Consider the following 15623-nt stretch of genomic DNA (forward strand, 5'->3'; position numbering starts at 1 on the left):
GTAAACCGGATTTCCTTACCCTAGACAAAGAATTTAAATTAAGTAAACGAAAAATAACTCAGCAAGCTTAGTACCTGCTGATATGTTTTAACGGTAAAAGCGGTTATTTAAAATGGAAATTTTCTCTCTATCCAAGTTTGTATTGCCCTAATTTTACTTGGAGAAACATTTGTCATTTGCTGGCTACCTTGGGCGGTTAACAGGAAAAGAAAGTAAAAAGGCCGTTCGATAACGGCCTTTAATTAGGTTATATTTTATATAAATATAGTAGATACGCCTATCAAAAATCCAAAAAATATGATTGCCGGGATAATATTAACTGCTTGCCATTCAGAATAGTCCATTTTAAATTCTTCTTGAGCCGGTTCGGCATGTGCATCATGCGGATCCATATTTACCCCTCCCCGAAAAATATTTTATACATATATCTTTTAATCTTTATTTTACATGCAAAGACGCCTAATTTTCAATATAAATGAGTTAATTAAATATTGCTAAAAATGACTAAGTAATTATTTAAAAGGGCCGCCATATTATAGGCGACCCTTTAATTATGGTACAATCTTTGACGCGATTAATAACTATGAGTTCCGATGACTACCGGTAGACCATACTTGCTGGATAACATTTGTTGAACTTTAGCCAAATCAATGGGGCAGGCGGCGGTATTGCCAGCCCTAACCATGCAGGTACCCAGGTGAATAGCATCTACGTCCTGCTCCAGGTAGTCAGCCATTTCCATAACCAGCCCGACTTTGGGCATGACCAGCCCCGGACAATCTCCACAGCCGCTCATTCCCACTATATTTACGGTGTCGTATTGAGCGAATTCACCCTCTTTAAGATTAGCTGCCTTAAAGCATTTGAGACAAGCGATACAGCTGACGTCCCTTATTTTAGCGCAGGTGACAATTAAAATATTAGCCATTATTTAAACTCCTTTGCAGAACCGGGGTTTAAGCCGAGCAACCAAAGCACACACTTTTTGCGCTTTAGCGTATTCCTAGTTATGTCATTTTTCTTCACTGTCTTAGCGTTTGCCTAGCCGTAATTATGGGTTCCTTTGACTACTTTAACCCCAAATTTTTCTTCAATCTTTTGAGCCAGTTCGTCCACGTCCATGTACGGGCAGCTTGGCCAGGATTTGACCATACAGGTGGAAAAGTGAACAGCATCAAAATCAACATTCTTTTTCACGCAGCCGATATTAGCTATCAGCTGGCGCCCGTTGCATTCGCATTCCAAAAAGCCAACCACTTGAACGTTATCTGCATAACCTGCAAATTCCCCTTCCTTGTCGTTGGCGGCTTTCAGACACTTCCATTCACCGGGACAACCATATCCCTGGGACGCATAAGAACCGCAGGCAACAATTAAAACTTTCATCCTAATCTCTCCTTTCCATTTACCAAACCTAAAGTTATTTATTCATTGTTTCGATGCCAATATTATTAAATCCTGTTTTGCTCTGATCACAAAATTAAAGTTATGAAATTATGCTTAAAATGGCCAAATAGAACGATTGTCCATAAATACCTGTGAAATTGCTGCCTTTTGCTTTGTTTTTGACGTTTGCTCAAAATAGGAACAATTTAGTATAGTAATTATAAATAATATTTACACTAACTTTATTGTGTTTTCTTTCTATTGCTTCGACTATATATGTTTTACGGCCTGGAAGAGTATGAAGATGCAGGTTGCATTTTCGTAAAATTCAAATTAAGGGTGGGTGGTGAAAAAAACAACCTTAAACTGTTTAATTAACTAATGTTAAAACAACTAAGGAGGTCGAATTAATGCCAAGGTTTAGAGATCCAAGCCTGACCAGCCGGCCCTCGAACAAATCACCGCGGGTTATTGATCCCAAAAATATTAAGCGGTCTGTTGACCCTGCGGTCTTGGAAATGATCGATGTGGCCAAAGAAAAAGGTGTAATTACAGCTTTTGACCGGGTACTGGCCCAGCAGCCGCAATGTCAATTCGGTTATAAAGGTATTTGCTGCCGTTTCTGCATGATGGGTCCCTGCCGTATTAAAGCTGATGAAGGCCCTGCCAGCAGGGGTATCTGTGGTGCTAATGCCTGGACCATTGTGGCCCGTAGCGTTGGCCTGATGATCCTTACGGGTTGCGCGTCCCACGCCCAGCACGGTAACCATATTGCCCACGTGCTGGAGATGATCGCCGAAGGCCAAGCGCCGGATTATTCCATTAAGGATCCGGAAAAGCTGATTAGAATATGTAAAAAGGTAGATATAGAAACCGAAGGTAAAGATAATAATACCTTGGCCAAAGAACTGGCTGAAAAAGCACTGGATGACTTCAAACGGCTTAAAGGTGAAGGCGAAGCCACCTGGGTTAATAAGATGCTTATTGATAAAAGACTTGAAAATTACCGTGAACGTAATGTAATGCCCCACGGCATTCATGCCACCATTTCCGACCTGGTTACCCAGGCTCACGTGGGTATGGACAATGACCCGGTCAACATAGTATTCAGTGCAGTGCGCGTTGGTCTGGCCGACCTGGCCGGCAAATGGATTGCCACCGACCTTTCCGATATTATCTTCGGCACCCCTCAACCCGTTGTTAGCGAGGCTAACATGGGAGTGCTTGAGCCTAAGAAAGTTAATATTATATTACACGGCCATAACCCGCTGCTCAGCGAAATGATCGTTGCTGCGGCCCGCGAGTTGGAAGACGAAGCTAAAGCAGCCGGAGCCGAAGGTATACAGCTCTCCGGTATCTGCTGTACCGGTAACGAAGTGCTTATGCGCCAAGGGGTACCCCTGGTTACCTCTTTCTCCTCCCAGGAACTGGCCATTTGCACCGGCGCCGTAGACTGCATGGTAGTTGACGTACAGTGCATTATGCCGGGCTTGAACACCGTAGCCCAATGCTTCGGTACTAAACTGATAACAACCGCAGATCTTGTTAAAAACCCTGGTACCATGCACATCGACTATCAGGAAGCTACGGCCATGGAAAACGCCAAGGAAGTAATCCGTTATGGCATCGAAGCTTTCAAAGAGCGCGGCAACCGACCGGTCCATATTCCCAATATTAAGAACAAGGTTGTGGCCGGCTGGAGTATTGAAGCACTCTTAGAACTGTTCGGCAAAGTTAACCCTGAAAATCCCATCCGGGTACTTAACGAAGCCATCCTTAACGGTGAATTAAAAGGTGTAGCCTTTATGGTAGGCTGCTCCAACCTGAAAACCTTCCAGGATCAGGCTCATATTGAAATTGCCAAAGGCATGTTGAAAAACGATGTATTTGTTATTTCAACCGGTTGCCATGCCCAGGCCTGCGCCAAGGTCGGCATGATGGATCCGGATAATGTTGATCAATATTGCGGGGAAGGACTGAAGAGCTTCCTCAATCGCCTCAATGAAAAGTCGGGCCTCAGTGTAGGTCTGCCTCCGGTATTCCACATTGGCTCTTGTGTGGACAACTCTCGTGGTGCCGAGCTATTAATGCTGATGGCGGAAGATCTCGGCGTAGATACCCCGAAAGTGCCGTTTGTAGCTTCTGCTCCTGAGGCCATGAGTGGTAAAGCTACCAGTATTGGCACCTGGTGCTTGGATATCGGTATGCCTACTCACGTGGGCACTATGCCTCCTGTTGAGGGCTGTGACCTTATTTACAGCATCCTCACCCAGATAGCCGGCGACGTGTTTGGCGGTTATTTTATTCTCGAGCCCGATATCGAAGTATCTATCCAAAAATTGCTTAATGCCCTGGAGTACAGAACCTGGAAACTGGGCGTACACCGTCGGGTAGCCGAGGATTTGGAAACCAGCCTGTGTCAAAACTGGTAAAATACCACGAAAGGGAGGGAAATAGATAGTGAGCGAAGCCATTAACTTTGATCAAATTTTCGAAGGCGCCATAGAAGCGGGCAAGGAGCCCAAAAAGCTGTTCAAGGAAGCCTACGAGGGCACCATTACCGCACTTAGCTACGCGGAGATCCTGCTCAACCAGGCTATTCGCACCTACGGCAAGGACCAGTCCGTGGGTTATCCGGATACTGCTTATTATCTGCCCGTCATCCGCTGCTTAAGCGGTGAAGAAATTAAGACTCTGGGCGACTGTGTACCGGTGCTCAACCGTATGCGCGCCGCCGTTAAAGAAGAGAAAACCTTTGCCAATGCCCGCAAGTGGGGCGAAGCTACCTGGTACGCCGCCGATATCATCGAGGCCGTCAGGTATATTAAAAATACTCCCGAAAATCCGCTGCATGTATCTCCTTGGACCGGGTTCGTCGGCGACCCCGGGGTGCGCCAGTACGGCACCAAACTGGTGGACTGGACCATTCCCGGCGAAGCCGTTATTTTGGGCCGCGCTAAAGACAGCAAGTCCGCCAAAAAGATTGTGGACAGCCTGATGGCCAAAGGCCTGATGCTGTTCCTGTGCGACGAGATAATTGAACAACTGCTTGAAGAAGGCGTCAAGCTGGGTGTGGATTACGCTGCTTTCCCGCTGGGCAATTTCACCCAGGTAGTACACGCCGCCAACTACGCCCTGCGGGCCGGCATGATGTTCGGCGGCATTAAGCCGGGCGCTTACGACGCCCAGCGTGACTACCAGCACCGCCGCGTGCTGGCCTTCATCCTTTACCTGGGCGAACACGACATGGTCAAGACCGCCGCCGCCATGGGCGCCATCAACGTGGGCTTCCCGGTCATCACCGACCAGGAACTGCCCGAGGACAAGCAAATTAAAGACTGGTTCGTCAGCGAGCCCGACTATGACAAGATCGTGCAAACCTGCCTTGAGGTACGGGGCATTAAAATCACCTCTGTGGATATCGACGTACCTATTACCGTGGGTCCCGCCTTTGAAGGTGAGTCCATTCGTAAGAAAGATATGTACGTTGAATTCGGCGGCACCAAGACCCCTGGCTTCGAGCTAGTGCGTATGGCCGATGACACTATTGAAGACGGCAAAATCGAGCTGATCGGCCCGGACGTCGACACCGTACCCGAGGGCAGCCGGATGCCCATCGGTATCGTCGTAGACGTATACGGCCGTAAGATGGAAGAAGACTTTGAGCCCGTGCTGGAGCGTCGCATCCACTACTTCTCCAACTACGGCGAAGGTTTATGGCACACGGCTCAGCGGGATATCAACTGGATGCGCATCAGTAAAGACGCCTATGCCAAGGGCTTCCGTATTAAACACATAGGTGAAATACTGTACGCCAAGTTCAAGTCTGAATTCTCCGCCATTGTAGACCGTATTGCGGTGACCATTTACACTGATGAGCAAAAAGTACTGGAAATGCGTGAAGTGGCCCGGGAATACTATAAGAAGCGTGATGACCGCCTTAAAGAACTGCGGGACGAGAAAGTGGACACCTTCTACTCCTGCACCCTGTGCCAGAGCTTTGCGCCCACCCACGTGTGCGTGATCGCTCCCGAGCGGGTCGGCCTGTGCGGCGCGGTGAGCTGGCTGGATGCCAAGGCGGCTTATGAAATTAACCCGCACGGTGCCAACCAGCCTGTGCCCAAGGAAGGCGTTATCGACGAAGTCAAGGGCCAGTGGAAGTCTTTCAACGAGTTTACCTTTAATAACTCGCAGCGCAGTGTTGAGGCCGTTAACTTCTATACCATCATGGAATACCCGATGACCTCCTGCGGCTGCTTTGAGTGCATCCTGGCCATGGTGCCCGAATGCAACGGCTTTATGGTCGTAAACCGGGAGCACAGTGGTATGACCCCGTCCGGCATGACCTTCTCTACGCTGGCCGGTACCATCGGTGGCGGTGCTCAGATGCCCGGCTTCATGGGTATGGGTAAATCATATCTGGCTTCACCCAAGTTTGTGCCCGCCGACGGCGGTCTGGGCAGGATGGTATGGATGCCCAAAGCACTGAAGGAAGAGCTGCGTGCTGCGCTGGAAGAAGCGGCTGAAAATGCCGGTCTTGGTAAAGATTTTGTGGATAAGATTGCTGACGAGACCGTAGGTACCAGCGGTGAGGAAATCATGTCCTTCCTGGATGAGAAAGGACACCCCGCACTGACTATGGATCCTTTGATGTAATTTTACCTGTTGCTAAGCTGCTTGATTAAGATAGTGGCAGCATTGGTTGATAAATAACCGGCAGGCTACCACCGGTGATGCAGGTTAGACGGAATGAACCGTTAATCTGGGTTTAACGTAATATATCAGGTAGGCCGGGTAGCCTGCAGGTTAATATAAATTTTAAATCTTGGCATACTTTAGCCTCCCCCTGGCCGGATAAAACTCCCCCCGACCAGGGACTTTTTTTGTAAGCAGGTAGCGAGAATGATATTATGCTTTTAACGGTTGGATTGGCATGCATTAGCTGCAACCTTTTTATCAATGTTTGTATGGCCAGGTAGTGACATTTTTATTACAGGGTTTGTCTCTTCATATTTGCTGTATTCGGCATCGTTTATCCAGGGACAATAACAATAATTTTACGGGTTGTTAAAATGGATCAGTAATGGCATAATTATAAAAGCAGCAGCCTACCTGGTTATTATTCAAAATACAGTTCCGAGTTCATTTTATTAAAACTGCTGCCGGCTATTCAATGAACATATAATTTTGTCACTACACTTGCAATCACTGCAACGTTCTACAGGAGCAGTTAGCCTGCCAATAGGTTATTGACTTTTGTTGTTAAAGAAAGTAAAATAGTGATAAATATCACATATAATGTGGGTGGATTAAAAGTGCTGAATAAAGTGTGTATTATGTATAAAGACCATCTCCGGTTAACATTACTGGTGGCCGGTGGGGAAGCTAGAATTACGTATATATACTGGCTGAAAGAGCCACCCTTTCAGATGAAAGATTACGAAAGCTATGAAGGCAAATGGGTGGAGGGCAGTGTTGAGGAACCGGTTATATTATTTAGTGGAACGCCGCAAGGTACGCAAAAAATTGATTTGGCGCCGCATATTGAAGAAACGGAGATTATTCACCAGCTTATTGGGGTGTCGCGTTCTGGTAAGTTAAGCTGGCGTACGGTTTCGGAAAATGAGTATAATGAATTTATGCGTAATCTTGATTATTGACGTGCTGCAGGTCCCCTTGTCCACTACTGGGTAAGGGGGCTTTTTGCTTTTCGAGCCAAACTCTTCCACAGAGCTTTGTCGGGTTTGTGCGGTAAAGGATGCTTGTCTATAGGAATACAGCTTATGATTAACATGACCTGCCACAACCATTCTATGGTTAAAGTTCATCCATAGTAGTGTAAGGGGCATCATGCTCCAGCCAATAGCGGGTTATAAAACCTCAGCCTTATATATGACCACTGGTGTTGTTGGCGTGCGGTGTATTGGTGTCTATTTGGGGTAACATATATCCAAACAATTTAAAGAACGGTAAACATGGGGAGGGATAAGTAATGGTTGTGGGGATATTAACCCTGGAGTTATTACTGGCCGGGGCGGAATCACTAAAAGACAAAAGAAAGGTGTTAAAAAGCCTGTTGGAAAGGCTGAAACATCGCTTTAATATATCGGTAGCGGAGGTTGGCAGACAGGACAATTGGAAATATTCCACGGTAGGCATAAGCGCTGTCAGCGGCGATATGTCGTACATGCAAAACATACTGGACTCGGTAGTGCGATTTGTGGAAAACCATAATGGTGTTGAAGTTATTAGTGTGGAGAAGGAACTTCTTTAATGATAATAATCTTGACTACTTGACTATAATCCACGTAATTGGTAATTGTTTAGCACATTCTCTGCATTGATATCTTTATTTTGAAAGCACATACTTTCAAATAGAGTTATATCACCAGAAGAGACATTTTGCCCGATACGTGCCATTAAAACATTGGCTGGATGTTCTGTTATATCGGGATCGTCGGTGGGGATTTTTTGCATGTCTACACTGCCAAACAGGTTGCATAGCACCTTGCGGTAAGCAAAGGTATCTAGTTTTGTGTTGCCGGTATCCCAGTACCAGCTTATTTCCATAGTGATAACAATGAAATCTTCTAACACTGGATTGGTAAAACCTGCTTGTAAAATATTTTCGGCAATTTTTAAGCGACGCCAGTCCGGGCTAATCTCAATACCACCCAGTTCCAAAACTCGGGGGTGGTTAAACCAGCGGGAGCTTTCATCTGGTCGGTGGAAGGTGATGTAGCCTACTATTTCTTTTTTGTGTCTGGCAATATAAATCATGCCGTGCGGTGTTGTGGTAATCATAATCAGCGCTTCCTTTTGTTTTTTAGCAGGGCGAAAATTTGTAAGTTTACTATTCATGGTCAATCTATCCAGATATAATCCTGGGCAGGGACCTTCAATATATACAACACCCTTTGGTGTATGATAGACAATCTGTCGAATCATGCATAAACCTCCTGGACCATACCGCTAAATTCCTATGATAGGATAATAAGTATATTATATTGCCGCTTAGCTTATTTCTTAACTTTTCAAATATTATAAATGTTGTTTAAGATGTTGTAAAATTATTGTATGTACTAAAGTATTACGTCAAGACCTAATTAAAATATAAAGCCACCTCCTGATTAACCAAGGGGTGGCTATAACTAATCTTGACACTGAGGCACTATACTGTATTCCAAGTGATAAAATAAGTTAAAGCAGGTTCACTGCGTTGCCAAATTTGTTTTGGAACCGCATGCTTTCAAATAGCATCAAGTCGCTGTGGGAGACATTCTGCCCGGTGCGGGCCATCAGTACATTGGCCGGATGCTCTGTTATGTCGGGATCGTCAGTGGGGGTTTTTTTCATACCCACACTGCCAAACAGGTTGCATAATACCTTTTGGTAGGCCCAAATATCCAGTTTTGTGTTGCGGGTGTCCCAATGCCAGCACATTTCCATGGTAATGATAATATAATCCTCCATCACAGGATTGGCAAAGCCTGCTTGCAAAATACTTTCGGCAATTTTTAAGCGGCGCCAGTCTGAACTTATTTCAATACCACCCAATTCTAAAACGCGGGGGTGCTTAATCCAGCGGGAGATTTCATCGGGTCGGTGGAAAGTGATGTAACCAACTATTTCTTTTTCATGCCTGGCTATATAAATCATACCATGGGGCATTTGGGTGATCCTGATCAGCGCCTCTTTTTGTTTATCAGGAGGACGAAAATTGGTTAATTTGTTATTCATGGTCAATTCAGCTAGGTAAGTACCCGGGCATGGACCTTCAATATATATAATTCCCCTGGGTGTTTCGTGGATAACCTGTTGGATCATGCAAAAACCTCCTTGACCACACTGGAATATACCGCTCAGCCTTAGTTTTTAACATGAACATATTATAAATGCTGTTTAAGTACGTTTGCAATACATGGAAATTAAGTGCCTATATTAAAAATTTTCTGTTTATGTGCCATTACTCTGGATTATACCCAGTATTCATAAAAGCGCAGTTGCAGCTCTTTTAGGCTGATTTTGCGGGTGGATATCTTATTTAATATCGTAGCGGCGGTATCCAGGGCATATACGCTAACCCCGATACTCCGGGGATCTACATCATCCAACTCGATCTCATGTCCGCCCAATCCGGCCGAGCGTATTTTGCCCCATAAGCTGGGCAGTATCACCCCAATGTATGGACGGTCAACGGGAACAATAATCACCTCGTATACTTTTTTGCGCACACCGTCGAACTCAAACTCCATTTTCATCACCGGGTCAACCTTAGATTCATAGTTATCCCAATCAATGATGTCTTCGTATATTAAAAGGCCGATACCGAAATGTCTTACCATACCAGTCATTATAAATCCGCCTTTCTAAAATATATTGGTTATTAATTGCTAATGTTCCGCTGGTCGCCTGCCTTAAATTTTTAATATTTTACCCTTTCCTTCAAGGTGATGTGACATCTTTAGTATAACAATATCATTGCTTTGTAACACCGGTTTGGCTGTATCCTCCGGTGAAAGCAGATTGTTTTTAAAAAATAAAGGCTTTAGATGCTAACATTGTCACTTTCAAAAGGGAGTGATTTCTGTGTAGAGGTACTAATGTGTAAAATTAAAAATTGGTGTCATTATTCAATTATATCAAGGCCGGGACAACTGGGGAAGTAATTAATGAAAAATCTGCTAAAAATCTAAGTGCTTATGTAAAACGACGTGTCGGTAATGTAGATAGTTGATTTGAATATGTCATTTTTAATAAGCGCTGTTCTTTAGGATTGTCTTTACAGCTTGCTTATATTTTGTGTAAGTTGTGGTAAAGTTAAATCTGTAAAAAGGTAATTTGAAAATTAGTATACACGCCCATGCTAAGGATAGGAAGAGTACAAGAGCTTAAACTTTTTAAAAGCCACAGTGAAATCATATAATTATTTTAGAAAGGTAGTTATTATGATGCCGTTAAATGAAGACCTGTTCCTGGATACATTTAACCAGCAATGGTGCTGGCGGGTGGTACGGATGGTGCACGTGGGAAAATGCGGTGACATGTTGGATTTTCCGGCGGTACTGGCCGGTATAGTGGCCGGCCGGGCCGGCGACGGTAATTTTTCCAAAATAACCAGGGAGAGTAAAGTGCCCTGGGGCAGTTACCTGTATATGCAGTCGGTGATCAAATCGTCCCAGGGCAAGCCTGCTTATACCCGCCTGTTTATTGACATTACAGACGATATGCTTTACGATGCACAGCCGGGTCGGGCACTGATTATAAATAATCGGGAGGTGGCGGCCTTTTTCCCGGCGAGTGAACAGATGGCAGATGATTTTTTGCGCCTCAATGGAACCGTGGACTTAATACGACAATTATGCGACCAAGTGGGCAAAGACCAATCGGCAGTTGGTATTTTGTCGTAGAAACCGGGAATTAAATACTAAGTCCCAAATAAATAGATCAAAAACATTTGCGCAAATGAAGCTTTGGGGACAAGTCTTCGGGCTTATCTCGGGGGACTTGCTTGAGAGTGCGAAATGTAAGATGTATAATGGTAAAGTGTAATCAAAATACAACGGGGGGTACTCATTAATGGCCCGGCTGTCAAACGACTACAGCTTTAATGTGCAAACAACGGCGCCCGGCCAGCGTTTTTTACCGGGTACAGCGGGGTTCAGAAGGGCCTCGCTGGCGCTTTTTATCGCTTCATTTCTTACCTTTGCCAATTTATATCTTACCCAACCCCTGCTGCCGCTGCTGGTGGACGAGTTCGGAGTTTCCCCCGCAGCATCCAGCCTGACGATATCACTGGCCATATTCTCCCTTGGCGTGGCCATGCTTTTCTGGGGAACCATATCCGATGCCGTGGGGCGCCGCCCGGTGATGTTTTGGACAATGGCCCTGGCAGCTGTGCCGGTATTGCTGGCACCTTTTATTTCATCATTTAACCAGCTATTGTTGATACGTATTGCCCAAGGATTTCTTCTGGCCGGACTGCCTTCGGTGGCAATGGCTTACTTGGGTGAAGAGTTTGACAGCCGGGCGCTGGGGTTGGCGGTGGGATTGTATATCAGTGGTAATTCCGTCGGCGGCATGGGCGGTCGTGTGATTAGCGGTATCATGGCCGAGTCCTACTCCTGGAGGGTTTCTTTTATGGTGATGGGCATTATAGGTGTGGTGGGAGTGATACTGTTTTACTATTTATTGCCCCCGTCCACTCACTTTAAACCCCGCTCCGCGGGTCTGCGCACCGCGGTAGTGGCCATGTGGTCACATATAAAAAATGTCACCTTGCTAAAAGGGTACGGAATTGCCTTTTTTAGCATGTTTTGCTTTGTAGGTATTTTTAACTATATAACCTTTCGCCTGAGCGCGGCCCCTTATAATCTTTCGCCCGCCGCTGTGGGCTGGCTGTTTATGACGTACCTTGCAGGCACGGTAAGTTCCACTTTATCGGGTCGTTTTATTGATGTGGCGGGCAGCCGGCTGGCCGTGGTTCTGGGGGCACTGATTGCGCTGTGCGGGGTGGTGGTGCTGCTTTTACCCTCACTGTGGATAATCGTCATTGGTCTTTTAACCTTTTGTTTTGGTTTCTTTGCCGTTCATGCTGCGGCCAGCGCCTGGGTAAATAAACAAGCCAGGCAGTCTAAGGCCAGCGCAATGGGTCTGTATCTGGTGTGCTATTACGTAGGGGGCAGCTTTGGCAGCACCGGGCTGGGCTTTTTGTGGCACTACTGGAGCTGGCCGGGTGTTACTGCCGGCCTTGTGATTGCGCTGGTGATAGTGCTTCTGCTGGGTCTGTCTCTACAGGCAGCTCGTGAGCAGGTGAGTAAGATTTATTCCCGAATATAATTTTGATAATCATTTACCACTATATATTGTGAGGTGATATTATGCTTAATCAATCGTCAAAAACCGACCGGCAACTGCCACAGGGTAGGCATACTGAGTTTGCCGGGGATGCCAAGTTTCGATTTTTGTGCCATGAAAAATTGGCATGCTTTAACCGGTGCTGCCGGGATATCAATATATTTCTTTCGCCCTATGATGTTCTGCGTATGAGCAGAAAGCTGGGGTTGAGTACCGGAGAATTTTTGCAGCGTTATACCACCAGACTTCAGCCCGGTCGGCTTAGGTTCCCCTTGGTGATTATCAAAATGCGGGAAGACGCCGACTTGGTATGTCCCTTTGTCACAGAACGGGGCTGCTCGGTTTACGATGAAAGGCCCTGGTCCTGTCGTATGGCTCCGGTAGAAATACGAGGTGAAAACAAGTACGGGTTTGCCTTTGATAGTGACCACTGCCATGGCTTGCTGGAGGACAGGGAGTGGACAGTGGATGAGTGGATGCAAAACCAGGGTAATGATAATTACGGTGAACTGGAGCAGGAATTTGATAAAATCCCCCAGAACCTAAGTTTTACCGGGATGCCTGCCCTGGATGAACATATACGGGAAATGTTTTACATGACCTGCTATGATCTGGATATGTTCCGCCGTTATGTATTTGAAAGTAGTTTTCTAAGCACCTTCGGGGTGGACGGGAAGACGGCGCAAAGGATCAAAGATAATGACCTGGCGCTGCTGCAGTTCGGCTTTCGCTGGCTGGCCCGAGATTTTGATTTGCGCAAGTCAATGCAAATAAGGGACGAAGTGGTACCGGGTGTTGAAAGTTGAAAGTTAAATGATTTAGTTTGGCACCAATAATGGACATTTTTTTAATATGAAGATCGGGGGTGTCAACATAAAACATATTGATGAAAATAACCCCATAAAAGGGTATCAATTAAACTTGTTACCCTGTATTGGTAAATGGTATTTATAGTATGATATAATAACCACACTTAATAAAATGGTAGTTGTGTTTTAGGGGAGTGATTTGTGGTGATGGTGCATAATGATATGGTTGAGGTTAGAGGTTTTTCTTTTCTTAAAGAGATATTTGACCAGCGTGGCTGGCCTTTTCCCGTGCAGGTGCCCCTGGATGGTGAATGTACTGCCGAAGAGCTGGCCCGGCGCATGGACTTGCCCCGGGAGAAAATAGAGGGAGTTTTTATTAACGGTCTAGCCGGACCGCTGGATCGCACAGTACACCCCGGTGACCGGGTGGCCTTTGTACCGCCGGGTACCCCCGGCCCGTACAGGGTCATACTTGGCTTGGTGAAAACATCCAAGGAACAAAATAACTCAGTGCCCGGGGATGCAGGTAATTAGCTCTGGCTTTTATTGAGCCGGAAATTCCACGGCTTGGAGTAGCTTTTACGGTTAGGCGGGCTTTATAAACCAGTTTGGCTATGTGTCTGTTCGGTGTAGCAAGACTAAGTCCTGTGGTGTTAATTTAACGCCAGCAGGATTTTTTTATCGGTTAAGTTAATTAAATCTGTTGCACAATATAGTCATAAAGGGTATCTTTATAATGACAATATGTTTATTAAAGCAGGACGAAATGGTTGGAAATGTTGCCTAAGTATGAGTTGTCACCTCGAGGTGGTCTTAAATTTAGCAACAAGCAAGTGGCAGATGCCATGCAAGTTTGAAAGGAGAGGTAGAAATGACTAAAAATAATGAAGAAATTAAAATTGCCGTACAAAACGCGGCCAAGGACGGCAGACTGAGCTGCACCGCAGCCAGAAAGCTTGCCGCTGATCTGGGTGTCGCGCCCCGGGAAATAGGCAAAATGGCGGATGAACTTAAAATTAAGCTTTTTGGCTGTGAGTTGGGCTGCTTCGACTAAAAGATAGCGCAGTAGTTATACGGCTTGTTACTTAACATAACCGGGTTGCCGGTCGGGTGCCTGGAGAGCCGTCTATGGGACTACTATCTAGGTCTAGGATGATAAGCGTTTGGAGGTATTTTTATGGGTGAACTGTTTCAGGCCCGGACGGTGCGGGAGGCCCGGGAACTGTTGGGAGGGCATATCAAGACTACCTGCCCGGTGGAGCAAGTACAACTGCTCAAGGCATTGGGCCGCCGGCTGGCACAAGACTTGGTGGCTGTGGATGCGGTTCCAGGCTTTGACCGCTCTACCATGGATGGCTTTGCTGTGCGGGCCCGGGATACCTTCGGGGCCACGGAAAGCCTTCCCTCCTACCTTGACGTAACCGGTGAAGTGCTTATGGGGCGGGATGCCGGAACCGCAGGCGTAGTCGGGGTTGGACAGGCCTGGCGTATACCCACCGGGGGTATGCTGCCGCCCGGAGCGGACGCGGTGGTGATGCTGGAATATACCGAAGAGCTCGATGACATGACCATCGGGGTGACCAGGCCGGTGGCGCCGGGGGATTATATAGTGCGCACCGGTGAAGATATCGCCCCTGGGGCCGGGGTGCTGCCCCGGGGGCACATACTTAGGCCCCAGGATCTGGGGCTGTTGGCGGCGGTTGGTGTGGACGATGTGCCGGTGTTCATGCCGGCACGGGTGGGTATAATATCCACCGGCGACGAATTGGTGGAGACCCGGGAGCAGCCCGGGCCAGGCCAGGTGCGGGACATTAATTCCTACGCATTGTATGGGCAGGCGGCCGCCGCCGGTGCCCAGCCTTGCATTTACGGTATTATTAGGGATGATTTTAAATTGCTTTTGGACAGGCTCCGGCAAGCGCTGGCTGAATGTGATCTGGTGCTGCTATCGGGCGGCAGCTCGGTGGGCGCAAGGGACGTGGCGGCCCGGGTGCTGGATACCCTGGGCTCACCGGGGGTGCTGTTTCACGGCATTTCCATCAAGCCCGGTAAGCCTACGGTGGGAGCTGTGGTGGACGGCAAGCCGGTATTCGGATTGCCCGGCCACCCGGTATCCGCAATGGTGGTGTTTGACCTGCTGGTAACACCTCTTTTAAAGTATGGCTTTTACCTGCGGGATCAACTGGAATTTCCCGTACGTGCCCGGCTGACCCGCAATATGCGTTCAGCCGCCGGGCGGGAGGACTATCTGCGGGTCCGTTTGTATCAGGAAAACGGCGAGGTCATCGCTGACCCCGTGCTGGGTAAATCAGGCCTGATCAGCACAATGGTGCAGGCAGATGGTCTGGCCCGCATACCTGCTGAAAAAGAAGGCATCGAAGCCGGTGAAAATATCGAAGTCAAGCTGTTTTAATGGGGTCAGGCTTAAACTTTCTTAAACTAACCATAGTAGTTGTATATATAAATAAGGCAATAAGGCGCAGACAATAAGGCTCCTTTAACGAAGGGCTATCAGTTTTAAGCTTTAGCCTATGTTTAAGGTTCCAGCGGGGCTTTGGATTTAGCTATGCT

General features: G+C 46.9%; 16 protein-coding genes. 10 read left to right on the plus strand and 6 right to left on the minus strand.

The genetic code is table 11. From position 1 onward, the window contains the following. Positions 1-254 precede the first annotated feature (254 nt). The 3 genes from DESGI_RS24415 to DESGI_RS05585 all read right to left on the minus strand — a co-directional run bounded on the left by DESGI_RS24415 (position 255) and on the right by DESGI_RS05585 (position 1386). On the minus strand, positions 255-392 hold the full coding sequence (locus tag DESGI_RS24415) for a hypothetical protein (protein ID WP_006523720.1): 138 nt from the start codon (positions 390-392) through the stop codon (positions 255-257). Positions 393-574: 182 nt separating this feature from the next. Further along, positions 575-928: a CGGC domain-containing protein gene (locus DESGI_RS05580; protein WP_006523721.1), complete on the minus strand. Its 354-nt coding sequence runs from the start codon at positions 926-928 to the stop codon at positions 575-577. Between the two features lie 113 nt (positions 929-1041). Next, positions 1042-1386 (minus strand): CGGC domain-containing protein, encoded by a 345-nt coding sequence (locus DESGI_RS05585; RefSeq protein WP_006523722.1) that lies wholly within the window; start codon positions 1384-1386, stop codon positions 1042-1044. A gap of 410 nt (positions 1387-1796) precedes the next feature. On the opposite strand from DESGI_RS05585, the gene cooS reads away from it, so the two are divergent. The 4 genes from cooS to DESGI_RS05605 all read left to right on the plus strand — a co-directional run bounded on the left by cooS (position 1797) and on the right by DESGI_RS05605 (position 7660). Continuing rightward, positions 1797-3818 (plus strand): anaerobic carbon-monoxide dehydrogenase catalytic subunit, encoded by a 2022-nt coding sequence (gene cooS / locus DESGI_RS05590; protein ID WP_006523723.1) that lies wholly within the window; start codon positions 1797-1799, stop codon positions 3816-3818. A gap of 28 nt (positions 3819-3846) precedes the next feature. Then, the gene (gene acsB / locus DESGI_RS05595) at positions 3847-6042 is read left to right on the plus strand and encodes an acetyl-CoA decarbonylase/synthase complex subunit alpha/beta (RefSeq protein WP_006523724.1); all 2196 of its coding nucleotides are present in this window, start codon (positions 3847-3849) and stop codon (positions 6040-6042) included. 659 nt (positions 6043-6701) lie between these two features. Next, positions 6702-7046 carry a hypothetical protein gene (locus DESGI_RS05600; RefSeq protein ID WP_006523725.1) on the plus strand — a complete coding sequence of 115 codons (345 nt, stop codon included), beginning with the start codon at positions 6702-6704 and terminating at the stop codon, positions 7044-7046. Positions 7047-7378: 332 nt separating this feature from the next. Beyond that, positions 7379-7660 carry a DUF503 domain-containing protein gene (locus tag DESGI_RS05605; RefSeq protein ID WP_006523726.1) on the plus strand — a complete coding sequence of 94 codons (282 nt, stop codon included), beginning with the start codon at positions 7379-7381 and terminating at the stop codon, positions 7658-7660. 23 nt (positions 7661-7683) lie between these two features. On the opposite strand, the gene DESGI_RS05610 is transcribed toward DESGI_RS05605, so the two are convergent. The 3 genes from DESGI_RS05610 to DESGI_RS05620 all read right to left on the minus strand — a co-directional run bounded on the left by DESGI_RS05610 (position 7684) and on the right by DESGI_RS05620 (position 9740). Further along, positions 7684-8334: a GNAT family N-acetyltransferase gene (locus tag DESGI_RS05610; protein ID WP_006523727.1), complete on the minus strand. Its 651-nt coding sequence runs from the start codon at positions 8332-8334 to the stop codon at positions 7684-7686. A 252-nt stretch (positions 8335-8586) separates the two neighbouring features. Then, positions 8587-9213, minus strand: coding sequence for a GNAT family N-acetyltransferase (locus DESGI_RS05615; RefSeq protein WP_006523728.1), 627 nt, complete (start codon positions 9211-9213; stop codon positions 8587-8589). Between the two features lie 149 nt (positions 9214-9362). Beyond that, entirely contained in the window at positions 9363-9740 is a 378-nt protein-coding gene (locus tag DESGI_RS05620; protein ID WP_006523729.1) for a hypothetical protein, read from the minus strand. 594 nt (positions 9741-10334) lie between these two features. Between DESGI_RS05620 and DESGI_RS05625 the strand changes: the two genes are divergently transcribed. The 6 genes from DESGI_RS05625 (at position 10335) to DESGI_RS05650 (ending at position 15465) form a co-directional block, all read left to right on the plus strand. Continuing rightward, positions 10335-10796, plus strand: a complete 462-nt coding sequence (locus tag DESGI_RS05625; RefSeq protein ID WP_006523730.1) for a hypothetical protein — start codon at positions 10335-10337, stop codon at positions 10794-10796. 169 nt (positions 10797-10965) lie between these two features. Beyond that, positions 10966-12225: an MFS transporter gene (locus DESGI_RS05630; RefSeq protein WP_006523731.1), complete on the plus strand. Its 1260-nt coding sequence runs from the start codon at positions 10966-10968 to the stop codon at positions 12223-12225. 41 nt (positions 12226-12266) lie between these two features. Beyond that, on the plus strand, positions 12267-13049 hold the full coding sequence (locus DESGI_RS05635) for a YkgJ family cysteine cluster protein (protein ID WP_006523732.1): 783 nt from the start codon (positions 12267-12269) through the stop codon (positions 13047-13049). Between the two features lie 210 nt (positions 13050-13259). Continuing rightward, on the plus strand, positions 13260-13586 hold the full coding sequence (locus DESGI_RS05640; protein WP_006523733.1) for a MoaD/ThiS family protein: 327 nt from the start codon (positions 13260-13262) through the stop codon (positions 13584-13586). Between the two features lie 337 nt (positions 13587-13923). Then, positions 13924-14106: a hypothetical protein gene (locus DESGI_RS05645; protein ID WP_006523734.1), complete on the plus strand. Its 183-nt coding sequence runs from the start codon at positions 13924-13926 to the stop codon at positions 14104-14106. A gap of 123 nt (positions 14107-14229) precedes the next feature. Further along, positions 14230-15465, plus strand: coding sequence for a molybdopterin molybdotransferase MoeA (locus DESGI_RS05650; protein WP_006523735.1), 1236 nt, complete (start codon positions 14230-14232; stop codon positions 15463-15465). The last annotated feature ends 158 nt before the right edge of the window (positions 15466-15623 follow it).

It is taken from the genome of Desulfoscipio gibsoniae DSM 7213, from assembly GCF_000233715.2.
GTDB classification, from domain to species: domain Bacteria; phylum Bacillota; class Desulfotomaculia; order Desulfotomaculales; family Desulfallaceae; genus Sporotomaculum; species Sporotomaculum gibsoniae.